Origin of the sequence: Umboniibacter marinipuniceus (assembly GCF_003688415.1) — a bacterium.
Classification (GTDB): Bacteria; Pseudomonadota; Gammaproteobacteria; order Pseudomonadales; family DSM-25080; genus Umboniibacter; species Umboniibacter marinipuniceus.
Window position 1 is genome coordinate 313,616 of sequence record NZ_REFJ01000001.1, and the last position, 13,548, is coordinate 327,163.

The window sequence follows — 13,548 nt, forward strand, 5'->3', positions numbered from 1 at the left end:
AAACTATTTGCGACTATTGAGTCACAAAATGCCCGTTTTTAAGAAGGCACTGCGTACGCATATGTTGGCCTAGTAGAAGCCCTATTAAATAAGGGCTTCACGCTAGTCGCCTGGGTGACGGCATTGCGAATTTCAATCGCGCAAACTGTTCAGATTCGTCTAAATTTAAGGGCATCGTAGCAACTAGGTGTTGTCCAAATCTTGACACGTTATGGCCTTAAACGTATGTTTCAAACAAGTGTTTGAATAGTAGCTCGGTCTGCGCCCTCGTTTCGGCGCCCGCATTGGTATAATTAAGAGGTTCTCCACATGGCAGATTATAAAGCCCCATTACGCGATATTCGTTTCGTTCGCGATGAAATTTTCGACTTCAATACGCTCTACACTAAGATCAACGGTGGCGAGGATGCTACACCAGATATGGTTGATGCCATCCTTGACGAGATCGGTCGTTTTGCTGAGCAGGAAATTGCGCCGACCAACGTAACCGGTGATCGTGAAGGTTGTAAACTTGGCGAAGATGGTGTGATTGCGCCAAGTGGCTTTAAAGAAGTTTACCAGAAGTTCGTAGAGGGCGGCTGGCCTTCACTTTCTGCTGACCCTGAGTTCGGTGGTCAAGGCTTGCCAGTTTCGCTGGGCATGACCGTCTCTGAAATTGTGGGACAGGCAAACTGGTCTTGGGGAATGTACCCAGGTCTTTCGCACGGCGCGAAGCACCTGCTTGAAGCTCACGGCTCAACTGAACAAAAAGACACCTTCCTGCCGCGCATGGTTTCTGGTGAGTGGACCGGTACCATGTGTCTAACTGAGCCACACTGTGGTTCTGACCTTGGTCTTCTCCGTACCAAGGCAGAAGCTAACGCCGATGGTAGCTACTCTATTACCGGCACAAAGATTTTCATCTCTGCAGGTGATCATGACATGGCTGATAACATCATTCATTTGGTGTTGGCGCGTGTTCCTGGATCGCCAGCGGGAACTAAAGGTATTTCGATTTTCGTTGTACCTAAGAATAACCTCGATGACAGCGGTAACGTTGCCGAGCGTAACGCAGTAAGCTGTGGCGCGCTTGAGCACAAGATGGGCATCCACGGTAATGCAACTTGTGTGATGAACTTTGACGGTGCCAAAGGCTTCCTTATTGGCGAGCAGAACAAGGGTTTGAGCTATATGTTCACCATGATGAACTCAGCTCGTATCGGTACCGCATTCCAAGGTTTAGCGCATTCGGAGCTGGCTATTCAGCACGCCACTGAGTACGCTCGCGATCGTCTACAGATGCGTTCACTATCAGGTAAGAAGAACCCTGACGGCCCTGCGGACCCAATTATTGTTCACCCAGACGTTCGCCGTATGCTACTTACTATTAAGTCGCTGACAGAAGGTATGCGTATGATGGGCTACCACATGGCCTATAACGCGGACATCGTTAGCGATGGTAAGGATGAGGAAGAGCGCAAAGTTGCTGATGACCTGCTTTCTATCCTTACTCCAATTGGTAAGGCGTTCATGACGGAAGTAGGTTGTGAAGCTGCAAGCTTGGGCGTTCAAGTATTTGGCGGACATGGCTACACAGCGGAATGGCCAGCCGAGCAAAACATGCGTGACTGCCGTATCTCTACCATCTACGAAGGGACTACCGGAATTCAGGGTCTTGACCTGCTAGGCCGTAAAGTATTGGGCTCGGGTGGCGAACTATTAAAGCCGCTAACGAAAGAAATCTATGTGTTCGCGAAAGAGAACCTAGAAAACGAAACCATTGGCGGTTACTCAGTGAAGCTACAGGAGCTAACCAAAGAGTGGGGCGAGCTGACCATGCATATCGGTATGCTGGCGATGGAAAACCCAGAAGAAGTAGGCGCAGCGTCAGTTGATTACTTGATGTATGCGGGTTACGTCTGCATGGCATACTACTGGGCTCAGATGGCCAAGACAGCTGCTGAAAAGCTTGCTGCGGGAACGTCAGAGACTGCCTTCTACGAAGCGAAGTTGCACACGGCGAAGTTCTACTTCGCGCGCATCTTGCCACGTACCATTACCTTGGCAGCAACCATGAAGGCGCCGCTCGATACGCTGATGGATATGGCCGAAGAGCAGTTCGTTATCTCCTAAGACCCCAAGGCCGCTGGATTAATTCAGCGGCCTTTTTTAACACACTTCCTTTCTCTAGTTGAGGCTCCTATGTCTGCACTCAATGAAATGCAATTTCTCCTTCGTGATGTCTTCCAGCTTGAAGACAGCTGGCAGGCCAGTGAACGCTTTGCCGATTACACCGCTGAGCTTGGCGATGCGATTCTAAGCGAAGCCGATAAATTCGCCCGCGAAGCACTCGCGCCAATCAATCGTTCTGGTGATGAAGAGGGCTGTAGGCTCGAAGCTGATGGCGTTCACACGCCAACGGGTTTTGTCGAAGCCTGGGCCGCCTTTTCCGCAGGTGGTTGGCCGTCTATGGCGGGTGACCCGGCTTGGGGTGGCCAAGGGATGCCAAAAGCGCTCTCGGTGATGGCCGATGAACTCTTCTACTCGGCCAATTCAAGCTTTATGTTGTACTCCACATTGAGTGTAGGGGCAGCGTTGTGTATCGATGCACATGGTAGTGAGCAGCTAAAGGAAACCTATCTTCCAGCCCTCTATGAAGGGCGTTGGGCAGGCGTTATGGATCTCACTGAGCCTCATGCGGGCTCTGACCTAGGTTTGTTGCGTACCAAGGCACAGGACTTGGGTAATGGTGAATACGCGATCGAAGGTAATAAGATGTTTATTACCGGTGGTGATCAGGATATGACCGAGAACGTGATTCACCTCGTACTTGCTCGTCTTGAAGGCGCACCGGCTGGCTATCGCGGTATTTCACTCTTCTTGGTGCCTAAATTCCATGTCAATGCTGACGGCAGCTTGGGTGATAAGAATGCTGTTACTGTAGGTTCTATTGAGCACAAAATGGGTATCAACGCCTCGGCAACCTGTGTGGTAAATTTTGACGGCGCCAAAGGCTATTTAGTCGGCGAAGCAAATCGCGGTCTGCAGGCGATGTTTACCATGATGAACTATGAACGCTTGTCTATTGGCGTGCAGGGTCTAGCGTCTGGTGTGGCATCCTATGATGCGGCGATGAACTATGCCGCAGAGCGCAAACAAGGCAGCGTAGGTGGCGAACTAGCTGCCATCAATCGACATGCCGACGTGAAGCGTATGCTCTTAACGATGCGTGTTCTGGCTGATGCCGGGCGAGCATTGGCGGTCTATGCCGCCCATTGCCTAGATAGCTCCAAGAGCGAAGACAGTACAGAGATGGCGCAGCGCGCGGCGCTGCTCACTCCAGTAGTTAAAGCCTTCCTAACGGATCAAGGCTTCGAGAGCTGTGTGATTGGTCAGCAGGTGTTCGGCGGCCATGGCTATGTGCGCGAATGGGGTCAGGAGCAATGGGTCAGAGACGCACGTATTGCACAGATCTACGAGGGAACGAATGGTATTCAAGCGCAGGACTTGGTGAAGCGTAAGGTCTGTGTGGATGATGCTCGCGCGCTTAAAGCAATGCTTAATGATTTCCTCAAGACAACGCCCGATGAGCCGTTCACATTGGCTGCTCAGCAATTTGTTGCCTTAAGTGAGGAAATGGTCGCAATACTAGCAGAGCACCCCGGTCGCGAAGGGGCAATCAGCGTGGACTATCTTCATGCGCTAGGCTATCTGAGTTACTACCATTTCTTGCTTCGGATGGTCGCTGCGGCTCAAGGCGATGACCTCAGTGAACGTCAACGACGTCTAGCATTCTTCGAGATGCGTATTTTTCCACGATTCAATGCGCTACTCACCTCAATTAAGGCGGGTTTGACGGTAGATTTGTAGCGCTAAGAAGTGCTTGTTTTTAGCTCAGGGTTCACGTTACCCTGAGTTAAAAATAATAACCCTAAGCGGACTGAACTATGCGCGATAAAGAAGACTTGAGTCCTGAAGATTTGGCTCGTGTTGAAGAGTATCTTAATTCCACTATCCACCAAACTGACCGCGGAGAATTCAAATTCTGGCGCCTTATGGGTGTGTTGAGCGTTGTGCTCATTGCCTTCGGTGCGCTCGCTATGTATGTGGCTATCGAAACTGGCGTTTGGAATTCTGGGCGTTGGTTATAAGCGAATTTCAATCGAACTGAAGCGGCGCTATCGGGCTTCGGACATGGCCACAATTTCCGCAAAATGTTCGGCAGAAACGGGCATCACTGACAGTCTACTTGCTTTAATCAGAAGCAACCCGGCTAATTTCTCATTGGCTTTCATGGCCGCCAACGGCACACGCTTGAGGGCCCGCTCGAAGGCGATGTCTACCTGAAACCACCGCGGTACTTCGTGGCTGGCTTTGGGGTCGAAATAGTGACTGTTTGGGTCGAACTGCGTAGGGTCTGGGTAGGCCGTTTTTACTACCTTGGCAATGCCAACTACGCCCACGGCTTTACAGCTAGAGTGATAAAACAACACCAAGTCTCCCAATGCCATATCGTCGCGCATAAAGTTACGAGCTTGGTAGTTGCGTACGCCATTCCAACCCTCGCCGGTTTTCCCTAGCGCTTTTAAATCGCTAATCGAAAAGTCATCGGGTTCAGACTTGAGCAGCCAGTAGTTCATGGGCTAGCTAGCATCCTGCTCTGGGCTGTCAGTTTGGTCATCGCTAGTTTTTCGGGAGCGTTGAATCATCTTGGCAAAGAAACTACCTACCTCAAAGAGCATCCACATCGGCACGGCCAAGAGTGTCTGTGAAATGATATCGGGCGGCGTCAGCAGCATGCCCACCACGAAGCATCCCACAATGATATACGGGCGCTTCTGCCCCAGCTTATCAGCGTCGATAGCACCTACCCATGCGAGGATAAACACCGCGACGGGAATCTCGAAGGCAATGCCAAAGGCTAGCATGAGCTTAATAACGAAGTTTAGGTAGAGATTGATGTCGGTCATTACCGCTACGCCTTCGGGTCCCACCGAGGTGAAGAAGCCAAAGACCAGAGGGAAGACAACGAAATAACAAAAAGCCATGCCGCCATAGAAAAGCGCAACGGATGAAAAGAGTAACGGCGCTACGATGTGTCGCTCACGCTTATACAAACCCGGGGCGATAAATGCCCATATCTGCCACAGAACAATAGGAATGGCGGTCACGAAGGCTAACATTAGCGTTAGCTTGAAGGGCGTGAGGAACGGTGATGCGACTTCGGTCGCAATCATCGATGAACCCTCGGGTAAATAACGGCGTAGAGGCTCAGAGACAATTTGATAGAGTTCGTTGGCGAAGGGGAATAAACAGAGGAACACCACAAATACCGACGCGAACATTTTCAGTAAACGGCTACGGAGTTCGATTAGATGACCCACAAAAGTCGATTTTTCAGCCGTAGTTTCGCTCACAGTTGGTCCTTGTTTCCCGGCTTCGGGGTTTCGGCGGAGGTGTTCGAGGCCAATTCGGCGTTCGATTCTGAAAGCTTTGACTGTACTTCATCGAAAGTGTCTTCTGCTGCGTTTGACGTTATCGACATCTGTTTGGCTAACTCCGCTTCCGCTTGACGGATTGCGGCAAGCTCCTTCTTGGCCTTAATCACTGCCAGTTCATCCGCTTGGGTGTTATCGCCACTGACAGCAGGTTCTGCCGCAGCGCTTCCTCGGCGCGGTTTCTGCTCGCCAATAGTTTTGAATCTTTGGATATTATCGGTGGTTTCTTTAACGGTCGCTTCAATCGCGGCCTTGCTTTCGCCCAGCGATTTCATGATGTTTTCATTGTGGAGTTGGCGGCGTATATCGTCGGCACCAATCTCTCGCTCGATCTCCTCGCGGGTGTCATTGATGGTACGCTTCGCACGTCCCCACCAGTAGATCCCTTTGCGGGCTACTTCCGGCATGCGATCGGGGCCAAGTACGAGCAGGCCCACAATCATCACTAGGAGAAACTCCAGAAAACCGATGTCCATGCGCGGCGATTAGTCCTGCTTGGTCTTTTCGGTGCTTTCCGTCGGCGCGGCCTTGCTGGCTTCGTCGCTACTGAGTTTCTCAGCCGGTGCGGCGCCTTTTTCTTCCTCTTTCTTTGCTGCGTCGTCATCGCCCATTGATGACTTGAAGCCCTTGATCATTTTACCTAGATCAGAACCTAAGCCGCCTAAACGCTTGGTGCCAAACAGTAGCACTACAATGAGTAGGATGATCAGAATTTGCCAAATACTCGGCGCCATAATTAACTCCTTTTTAGCCTCGTGAGGCCTTTTCTTCTAGTCCGGATTGCTGCGTGCGCGAGGCAAGCACCTGTGTAACGTCATTGATGCTCAAGCCCAAGTGATTGAGCAAAACCATCATGTGAAACAGCACGTCAGCTGCTTCCTTAGGTAGTGATTCACGATCGCTACCGTTTTCATAATCTTTGGCGGCTAAAAGCAACTCAGTGCATTCTTCACCCACTTTTTCTAAGATCTTGTTCAGGCCTTTGTTGTGGAGTTGAGAAACATAAGAGCTATTCTCATCTGCGGTATTGATTCGCGCTTGAATTGTTGCTTCAAGCTGCGCAATTATGTCATTCATTATACATCGCCTTGGGGCTTTTGATCACATTTTGGTTGATCTGCCAACCATTGTCACTCGCTGTTTTATAAAAACAGTTACCACGACCAGTATGACAGGCAATTCCACCAACTTGCTCTACGGTTAGCAAGATTGTATCGCCGTCACAATCTAGCGCAAAGCGGTGCAGTTTTTGCACGTTGCCGCTTTGTTCTCCCTTACGCCATAGCGACTGCCGAGATCGAGAGTAGTAGACGGCTCGCTGTTCTTGAAGCGTAAGCGTAACGGCTTCGGCGTTCATCCAGGCCATCATCAGTACGTCTTTTGAGTGCACGCACTGAGCGATAGCGGCCACAAGTCCCTGTTCATTGAACTTAATGTCATTCAGAAAGTCATTCATAGCGTTGTTGGCCTCTTAATTCCTTTGCTTCCTATGCGCGGCTTAAGCGGGCAATGACCCAGCCTATGGCAAGTCCGCCACACACTAGCGCTGTTTCGCGATTGAGTAGTTCCGGCCAGGCAACGCCAGCGCTCACCCCAGCAGCGATGCCGACCACCAAGCTAACTGAACCAAGCGTTCGACGACGAACTGGCTTCCTGTCCACTTGCTTTGCTTCAACGACCGTGCCGCTTGGCTTGGCAGCCTGCTGAATCGCGTCGAAGAGCAGGTTGGGAACTTGCGGGAATTTCTCTAGCCAATCTGGCCCATAGCGCTTTAACTCTTGCCACAGCGTGGTGGGTTTAAAACGATCCTTCAACCAGTTCTCTAAAAACGGGTGGGCTGTAGCCCAAATATCGAGTTGTGGATAGAGCTGGCGGCCCATGCCCTCAATATTGAGGAGTGTTTTCTGGAGTAAGACCAGTTGTGGCTGAACCTGCATGTCAAACTGCCTTGCCGTTTGGAAGAGGTTGACCAGCACGTTACCGAATGAGATTTCGCCCAACGGCTTTTCAAAGATGGGTTCGCAGACTGAGCGAATAGTGGTTTCAAAATCACCAACGCGGGTAGTAGCGGGCACCCAGCCAGAATCAATGTGAAGTTCCGCGACCTGACGGTAATCGCGGCGGAAAATCGCCAACAAATTACGTGCCAAATAGTACTGGTCTTCACGACTGAGCGAGCCGGCTATTGCACAGTCCACTGCCATATAAGTTGGGTCGCTTGGATGCTCACGGCTGACGAAGATATTTCCGGGATGCATGTCGGCGTGAAAGAAGTTCTCTTCAAATACCTGGGTGAAAAATATTTCCACGCCACGTTCGGCTAGAATCTTGAGGTTGGTGTTTTGAGCTGCTATCTGCGCCATGTCATTAACGGGAATGCCGTCAATATATTCGGAGACCATGACCGCTTCAGTGCAATAATCCCAGTAGACTTCGGGAAGATAGAGAAGCCCCTTTTGCTGTGCGTTACGGCGAAATAGCGACGCGTTGCCCGCTTCAATGCGAAGGTCTAGCTCGCGCGCAATGGTAAGCTGGTACTCACTAACCACTTCGGTAGGTCGTAAGCGCTTAGCGTCGGGTAGCCACTGCAGAGCCTTACGAGCAAGCCAGTGCATGAGGGCGATGTCGTCGTCAATAACGGAGCCTAGATCTGGTCGAAGACACTTAATGACTACTTGTGTTCCATCTAATAGCGTTGCTCGATGGACTTGCGCAACACTCGCGGATGCGAGCGGTTCTTTCTCAACCTCTGCAAACATTTCGTCTAGCGGTCGCTGAAGACTCTGCTCAACTCGCGCTAGGAATAACGGGCCTGGATAGGGCGTAACCTTATCCTGAAGGTAGGCAAGTTGCTGGGCGATGTCATGTGGGATGAGATCTGGCCGAGTTGACAACAGTTGGCCAAATTTAACGAAGATAGGGCCAAGTGATTCGAGACATGCCCGAATTCTTTCCCCCATGGGCTTCGCTTGCCAAGTGCGATCGGTTGGCCCCAGAAGTACGAGTATTAGTTTAGCGCCGAAGGGCAAACGATGTGCTACAAGTTCGTGTACGCCAAAGCGTTTAAGTTGTCGAAGCACCACAAAGGCACGTTTGAGGGCGCGAAACATTAGCGAGACTTCCATTGATTGAAACGCGCTTCCAAGCGCTCGAAACGACGCTGGACGTCACGGACGTCAGCGGAGAATTGTGCCAACTCTTCAGGGGAGGGAGCCAGTCGGGCTTCGTAGTGGATTGACTCCCCAGCGAGGCGATCAAAGGAGGTTTTTGCTTGCTTTAGCCCAGACCAAAGTTTGCGAGCGCCACTACCGAGTTGATGAGCAGCAATCGGGCCGATCCAATCCGCTAGCTTCCCCTCGGGATCAAGGTCCAGTTTTGGCAGCGCTTCATTGAGCTGAATAAGTACACCAGTTTGGCCATGCGCTTTGACGCCGCTGTCAATCAGCGCATTACTCTCGGGATTACGTGCCATAGCGACGAATTCAGCGGCGCTGCCACTGAGTTCAAGGTGTACTTCACCCGCGTATTGCTGGTAGAGATTGATCTCAGCTCCGGAGAAAATAGCAAATAAGGTCATACTAGGGGACGTGATGCTCAGCTTTAACACGCAGCCATTAAGCGGTGCCAATACGTGCTCGGCACCAGCGTCTAGGGAGAGAGCACCATTCACAGCGTGTTCCAATGCTGCGGTGGCGGCAATCTGGATCAAGGTTTAACGCCTCGGTGTAGAGCGACGATGCCGCCAGTTAAATTGTCATATTTGGTGTTCACGAAGCCCGCATCGTCCATCATGCCACGCAGGGTTTCTTGGTCTGGGTGCATGCGAATCGACTCAGCTAAGTAGCGATAGGAGTCGGCGTCATCGGTGATCAATTTACCCATAAATGGGAGCGCCTTGAAGCTGTAGGTATCGTAAACTTTGGATAGCAGCGGGTTGCTAGGTTTAGAGAATTCCAGCACCAATACTCTGCCACCTGGCTTGAGTACACGGAGGAAAGATCGCAGCGCCGCATCCTTATCGGTTACGTTACGCAAGCCAAAGGCAATAGTTAGGCAGTCGAAGTAGTCATCGGGGAATGGCAGGCATTCGGCATTCGCTTGGCAGTATTGAACCTGAGCCCCAACGCCCTTATCAATCAGGCGGTCACGCCCTACGTTAAGCATTGAGCTATTGATGTCAGCGAGAACTACCTGCCCTTCGCTGCCAACGAGTTTGGAAAAGGCAAGCGTGAGATCGCCGGTACCGCCAGCAATGTCTAGTACTTTAGAGCCAGGACGAACGGCCGAGCATTCAATTGTGTATTTCTTCCACAGACGGTGAACGCCTCCGGACATCAAATCATTCATGATGTCGTATTTGGCGGCAACGGAGTGGAAAACACCCGCGACTTTCTCGACTTTCTCTTCAACGGGTACTTCAGTGTAACCAAAGTGGGTCTTATCGTGCTTGCTCATGCTTGAACCTTAGTTAATTGAACGATCATTCTAACCTGAAAGGGATCGCAAAATTAAGGGAATTATTCGTGTTCTATGGGTGAGTTTAAGGCGATGTCACGGCGATACTTAGCGGGTGACATTCCCGTCCAGCGCTTAAAGGCGCGGGAGAAACTGCTAGCGTCATAGAAGCCTAAGTTATACGTAATGTCGGCAATGGAAAGATTACTTTGGCGGATATATTGCATAGCCAACTCACGCCGCGTGTTGTCTAACAGGGACTTGAAATTGGTGCCGGCAGCAGTAAGTTTACGGTGAAGGCTCCGCGTACTCATATGTAGGGCATCGGCCACGCGTTCCTGAGAGGGTTCGCCAGCGACAAGTAGTTCTAGAATAAGCTGATAAACTCGGTGGCTGATGTCCGCCTTGTCCATGCGGGCCAAGTATTCGGCCATAATACGCTCACAGCTTTGCAAGATCTCTGGATTGGCGGTTGGTAGAGGAGCCTCTACTTGGGCAGCGTCCATTTCAATAAACCAGCGCTCCGACTCAAAGTGAACGGGGCAGCCGAAGGCCTGTTCGAAGAAGTCGCGATCATTGTCTTCTCTACGTTTGAGGTGCACGGCAATGGGCTTGTTCTCGGGGTTGAGGTCAATTTCACGGGCCATACGGACACACAGGAGCATGCTTGCCTCTACGCCGTGATGACTTAGCGAGTTGGGCTCAGTAAGTAGGTACTCAATTTGATACACGCCATCCTGTTTATTGAGCGCGAACTGCATGGTGGTGGTAATGATTCGCGAAAAGCGCGCCGAACGGGAAAAGGCGTCGTACAAGCTGGTAGCCGCGAAGTTAGCCATCGTCATAGCGTGTAGCGTGGTGGCGTGCACGAACATCGGCACGCTTAAGCCAAATCGGGGGTCGCCGGTTGCCCGTTCCGCTAAGTCCCAAAGTTTATTAAGCTTTGGACTAGGCAAGCGGGTATTCGGGTCACCACAAACGCTGACGTCAATGCCTGCTTCGCGCAGTAATTTGTCACCGTTCACCCCACGTGCGTCAAGCGTTCGCTTGATCGCCAGCGCCCAGGTGCCAATGGTGGTGGTTTGAGAGGCCAACTTCATAGTGCGCAACTTTACTCATCTATTATTGGGAAACGGTAGCGTCTAGTATAAGGGAATTACGGAGAAAAATAAGCCGTTGCGTAGAATGCCTCAGGCAACCCTGTGATTTCGCTAGGAGTTATTAGGCTTCGCATTTTTATTAACCCCTGTTCAGGAAAGATTATGAATAAGCAACTTGGTAAGGATGACGTAGAAGTCGGTTCACAGGAAGTCTGCTACGACGGCTTCTTTCGGATCTCCAAGCTTACCCTTCGTCATCGCAAGTTTGATGGTGAAACAACTCCCTGGTTCACTCGCGAGCTTTTTCAACGTGGTCATGCGGTGGGTGTTCTACTCTACGATCGCCGTATACAACGCGTGGCACTCGTGGAGCAGTTTAGGATTGGTGCGCTAGCGCGTGAAGGTTCGCCTTGGCTTCATGAAATTGTGGCAGGCATGATTGATACGGCGGAAGGGCCAAGAGAAGTGGCGGCACGAGAATGCTTTGAGGAGGCTGGGGTTGTCGTGACGGGTGATCAGTTGATCCCAATTTGCGACTACTTGGTAAGCCCTGGCGGTGTAGACGAACGTTTCTATTTGTATTGCGCATTGGTGGATTTAGAGAATGTAGGAGGTGTCTTTGGCTTGGAGTCGGAACACGAAGATATTCGTTTGGCCACCTATTCTATAGAGGAGGCTCAGCAACTCATGGCAAGCGGTGGTGTGGATAACTCGGCCACAATTATTTGCCTCCAATGGCTGTTGCTGAACTTCGCGAGTCTTGGCGAGAAGTGAAGTACTCCGTAGACTTGGCCGGGCTGCAGCGCGACGGCGAACTCATTTATCTGCTGTTATCTCGTTTTCTGGGGGAAATGCCGCTGCACGCGAGCCGAACGTTGGTAATGGGAGATCAAGGCCATCAGAACGACGTCCATCTTGAAGTGATTGAGGTCACGCCCTATACCGCTGTGATTCAGTTGACCCCAGAATCTAACGCTTCGTACACTCAAGGTTTTGCCATGCAAATTAGAGTCTATCATGATGCGTGTATCGCCGATATTGTTCGCTGCGACCACCTGCACCAATTGCTGCCGAAATACCCTTATCCCAATGACCGCATGTTGCAACCCGATGAGAAAGCTCAATTGCATCGTTTTGTTCGCGAATGGCTGGCGCACTGTGATAAATTTGGTAGAAGTCCGATGAACTGGGAGTGGCCATGGAAGGAATAGTTGCAAAGATTGCGCAAATTAGCGATTGTCATTTTAGTGCAATCACCAAACCTAAGTTTGTAACGGGTTGTACTGCGGTATTAGAGGATATCGCCGAAAATCCGGTTGATTTACTGGTTGTTAGTGGTGATATCGCCGACGATGGCTGTGTCGAAGCCTACCGAGAGATAGCGGAACTCGTTCAGCGAATTCTCCCTAGCACCCCGGTGGTTTGGGTGCCGGGTAATCACGATGATCCAGATGTCATGGAACGTGAACTTAAGCAGCCCTTAGTACGTGAGTGGCAATTTCCCGGTTGGAAGCTTGCCTTTTTAAACTCCGCCGTACCGCGCAAGGTTTGGGGGCGCATTGGTAAACCACAGTTGAGTAGTTTTGGTCAGTGGCTGTCTACTACCGCCGATCACGTGGGGGTATTTGTCCACCACCCGCCTCTGCCAGTAGGGACGGCGTGGATTGATCCTCAGCGCCTTCGCGATGCCGATGAACTCGCAGAGATATTGTCAGCGCATGCACAGGTGAAATGGTTAGCAAATGGTCACGTTCATCAGGAAAAGCAAGATATCTTTGCCGGGGTTGATTGGTATTGTACCCCCGCAACGAGCCGTCAGTTCATGGCGGGAGCGCAGGATTTCGCCCTAGATAAAAGCCTAAGACCTGGCTATCGTCGCTTCAGTCTTCATGCAAATGGTAGCTATGACACAGCGGTTCACCGCGTTGGAGTGATTGATTGAAAGACCTGCTGTACCTTCACGGCTTTGCCAGTTCACCGCAATCCCTAAAGGCTCAGCAAACCCTTGCCTGGTACGCTGACCATCACCCATCCGTCCGGGTGCATGCGCCGCAGCTGGCGATCTCGCCTGAGCAGGCGTGGCAGCAGATTGGTCAGCTGGTGACAAGTACGCAACCCAGCGGGGTGATTGGCTCGTCCCTGGGCGGATTCTATGCCAACGCGGTACACCGAAATTTTGAGATCCCTGCAGTGATGATTAATCCAGCGGTAACGCCTGCAGACTCGCTGCGAGCGCGGATTGGTAGTAATAAGTTTTGGCACTCAGAGCAGTATTTTGATTTTACTCAAGCTGACGTCGACTTTCTGGCTGGCCTGACCAGTGGCGAGATAGGTATACCGCAATCTTTGTGGTTGATGGTTCAGACACATGATGAGACACTAGATTTTAAACAGGCGACGGAGCACTATTCTCGTGCTAGATGCTCCATTGAGTACGGGGGTAATCACAGTTTTGTGGATTATCCACGTTACCTCCCCGCCATTCACCGATTTTTATCACGATTTGTGTGACGGAA

General features: G+C 51.1%; 17 protein-coding genes. 7 read left to right on the forward strand and 10 right to left on the reverse strand.

Annotated elements, in window-relative coordinates:
* Positions 1-309: 309 nt before the first annotated feature.
* From DFR27_RS01435 to DFR27_RS01445, 3 genes are all read left to right on the forward strand, one after another.
* Positions 310-2,112: an acyl-CoA dehydrogenase C-terminal domain-containing protein gene (locus DFR27_RS01435; protein ID WP_121875676.1), complete on the forward strand. Its 1,803-nt coding sequence runs from the start codon at positions 310-312 to the stop codon at positions 2,110-2,112.
* Between the two features lie 69 nt (positions 2,113-2,181).
* Complete coding sequence (locus DFR27_RS01440; protein WP_121875677.1) at positions 2,182-3,849, forward strand: acyl-CoA dehydrogenase family protein; 1,668 nt, start codon at positions 2,182-2,184, stop codon at positions 3,847-3,849.
* A gap of 77 nt (positions 3,850-3,926) precedes the next feature.
* Entirely contained in the window at positions 3,927-4,130 is a 204-nt protein-coding gene (locus DFR27_RS01445) for a DUF3094 family protein (RefSeq protein ID WP_121875678.1), read from the forward strand.
* Between the two features lie 27 nt (positions 4,131-4,157).
* On the opposite strand, the gene DFR27_RS01450 is transcribed toward DFR27_RS01445, so the two are convergent.
* The 10 genes from DFR27_RS01450 to DFR27_RS01495 all read right to left on the reverse strand — a co-directional run bounded on the left by DFR27_RS01450 (position 4,158) and on the right by DFR27_RS01495 (position 11,032).
* The gene (locus DFR27_RS01450; RefSeq protein ID WP_121875679.1) at positions 4,158-4,619 is read right to left on the reverse strand and encodes an EVE domain-containing protein; all 462 of its coding nucleotides are present in this window, start codon (positions 4,617-4,619) and stop codon (positions 4,158-4,160) included.
* A gap of 3 nt (positions 4,620-4,622) precedes the next feature.
* Positions 4,623-5,396, reverse strand: coding sequence for a twin-arginine translocase subunit TatC (tatC, locus tag DFR27_RS01455; RefSeq protein WP_121875680.1), 774 nt, complete (start codon positions 5,394-5,396; stop codon positions 4,623-4,625).
* A complete protein-coding gene (gene tatB / locus DFR27_RS01460) occupies positions 5,393-5,953 on the reverse strand; it encodes a Sec-independent protein translocase protein TatB (RefSeq protein ID WP_121875681.1) in 561 nt (186 codons plus the stop codon). Before tatB ends, tatC begins: the two co-directional genes overlap by 4 nt.
* Before the next feature lie 9 nt (positions 5,954-5,962).
* Positions 5,963-6,211, reverse strand: coding sequence for a twin-arginine translocase TatA/TatE family subunit (gene tatA / locus DFR27_RS01465; RefSeq protein WP_211327527.1), 249 nt, complete (start codon positions 6,209-6,211; stop codon positions 5,963-5,965).
* 13 nt (positions 6,212-6,224) lie between these two features.
* On the reverse strand, positions 6,225-6,554 hold the full coding sequence (locus DFR27_RS01470; protein WP_121875683.1) for a phosphoribosyl-ATP diphosphatase: 330 nt from the start codon (positions 6,552-6,554) through the stop codon (positions 6,225-6,227).
* Positions 6,547-6,933, reverse strand: a complete 387-nt coding sequence (gene hisI / locus DFR27_RS01475) for a phosphoribosyl-AMP cyclohydrolase (protein ID WP_121875684.1) — start codon at positions 6,931-6,933, stop codon at positions 6,547-6,549. The genes DFR27_RS01470 and hisI overlap by 8 nt, the downstream gene beginning before the upstream one ends.
* 31 nt (positions 6,934-6,964) lie before the next feature.
* Positions 6,965-8,587, reverse strand: a complete 1,623-nt coding sequence (gene ubiB, locus DFR27_RS01480; protein WP_121875685.1) for a ubiquinone biosynthesis regulatory protein kinase UbiB — start codon at positions 8,585-8,587, stop codon at positions 6,965-6,967.
* Positions 8,587-9,186, reverse strand: coding sequence for a ubiquinone biosynthesis accessory factor UbiJ (locus tag DFR27_RS01485; protein WP_121875686.1), 600 nt, complete (start codon positions 9,184-9,186; stop codon positions 8,587-8,589). Before DFR27_RS01485 ends, ubiB begins: the two co-directional genes overlap by 1 nt.
* Positions 9,183-9,932 (reverse strand): bifunctional demethylmenaquinone methyltransferase/2-methoxy-6-polyprenyl-1,4-benzoquinol methylase UbiE, encoded by a 750-nt coding sequence (ubiE, locus tag DFR27_RS01490; protein WP_121875687.1) that lies wholly within the window; start codon positions 9,930-9,932, stop codon positions 9,183-9,185. Before ubiE ends, DFR27_RS01485 begins: the two co-directional genes overlap by 4 nt.
* Before the next feature lie 62 nt (positions 9,933-9,994).
* Positions 9,995-11,032: an AraC family transcriptional regulator gene (locus tag DFR27_RS01495; protein WP_121875688.1), complete on the reverse strand. Its 1,038-nt coding sequence runs from the start codon at positions 11,030-11,032 to the stop codon at positions 9,995-9,997.
* A 162-nt stretch (positions 11,033-11,194) separates the two neighbouring features.
* Here DFR27_RS01495 and DFR27_RS01500 point away from each other — a divergent pair, with 162 nt between their 5' ends.
* The 4 genes from DFR27_RS01500 to DFR27_RS01515 are packed head-to-tail and all read left to right on the forward strand — an operon-like array spanning position 11,195 to position 13,543.
* Positions 11,195-11,806, forward strand: a complete 612-nt coding sequence (locus DFR27_RS01500) for an NUDIX domain-containing protein (protein WP_121875689.1) — start codon at positions 11,195-11,197, stop codon at positions 11,804-11,806.
* Complete coding sequence (locus DFR27_RS01505) at positions 11,803-12,243, forward strand: DUF1249 domain-containing protein (RefSeq protein ID WP_170150736.1); 441 nt, start codon at positions 11,803-11,805, stop codon at positions 12,241-12,243. The genes DFR27_RS01500 and DFR27_RS01505 overlap by 4 nt, the downstream gene beginning before the upstream one ends.
* Positions 12,231-12,974 carry a metallophosphoesterase family protein gene (locus DFR27_RS01510; RefSeq protein WP_121875691.1) on the forward strand — a complete coding sequence of 248 codons (744 nt, stop codon included), beginning with the start codon at positions 12,231-12,233 and terminating at the stop codon, positions 12,972-12,974. The genes DFR27_RS01505 and DFR27_RS01510 overlap by 13 nt, the downstream gene beginning before the upstream one ends.
* The gene (locus DFR27_RS01515; protein ID WP_121875692.1) at positions 12,971-13,543 is read left to right on the forward strand and encodes a YqiA/YcfP family alpha/beta fold hydrolase; all 573 of its coding nucleotides are present in this window, start codon (positions 12,971-12,973) and stop codon (positions 13,541-13,543) included. The genes DFR27_RS01510 and DFR27_RS01515 overlap by 4 nt, the downstream gene beginning before the upstream one ends.
* Positions 13,544-13,548: the final 5 nt, after the last annotated feature.

Coding starts and splice junctions, on each gene's coding strand:
- DFR27_RS01435 (WP_121875676.1), top strand. CDS start 310: ATGGCAGATTATAAAGCCCCATTACGCGATATTCGTTTCGTTCGCGAT.
- DFR27_RS01440 (WP_121875677.1), top strand. CDS start 2,182: ATGTCTGCACTCAATGAAATGCAATTTCTCCTTCGTGATGTCTTCCAG.
- DFR27_RS01445 (WP_121875678.1), top strand. CDS start 3,927: ATGCGCGATAAAGAAGACTTGAGTCCTGAAGATTTGGCTCGTGTTGAA.
- DFR27_RS01450 (WP_121875679.1), bottom strand. CDS start 4,619: ATGAACTACTGGCTGCTCAAGTCTGAACCCGATGACTTTTCGATTAGC.
- tatB (WP_121875681.1), bottom strand. CDS start 5,953: ATGGACATCGGTTTTCTGGAGTTTCTCCTAGTGATGATTGTGGGCCTG.
- tatA (WP_211327527.1), bottom strand. CDS start 6,211: ATGGCGCCGAGTATTTGGCAAATTCTGATCATCCTACTCATTGTAGTG.
- DFR27_RS01470 (WP_121875683.1), bottom strand. CDS start 6,554: ATGAATGACATAATTGCGCAGCTTGAAGCAACAATTCAAGCGCGAATC.
- hisI (WP_121875684.1), bottom strand. CDS start 6,933: ATGAATGACTTTCTGAATGACATTAAGTTCAATGAACAGGGACTTGTG.
- ubiB (WP_121875685.1), bottom strand. CDS start 8,587: ATGTTTCGCGCCCTCAAACGTGCCTTTGTGGTGCTTCGACAACTTAAA.
- ubiE (WP_121875687.1), bottom strand. CDS start 9,932: ATGAGCAAGCACGATAAGACCCACTTTGGTTACACTGAAGTACCCGTT.
- DFR27_RS01495 (WP_121875688.1), bottom strand. CDS start 11,032: ATGAAGTTGGCCTCTCAAACCACCACCATTGGCACCTGGGCGCTGGCG.
- DFR27_RS01500 (WP_121875689.1), top strand. CDS start 11,195: ATGAATAAGCAACTTGGTAAGGATGACGTAGAAGTCGGTTCACAGGAA.
- DFR27_RS01510 (WP_121875691.1), top strand. CDS start 12,231: ATGGAAGGAATAGTTGCAAAGATTGCGCAAATTAGCGATTGTCATTTT.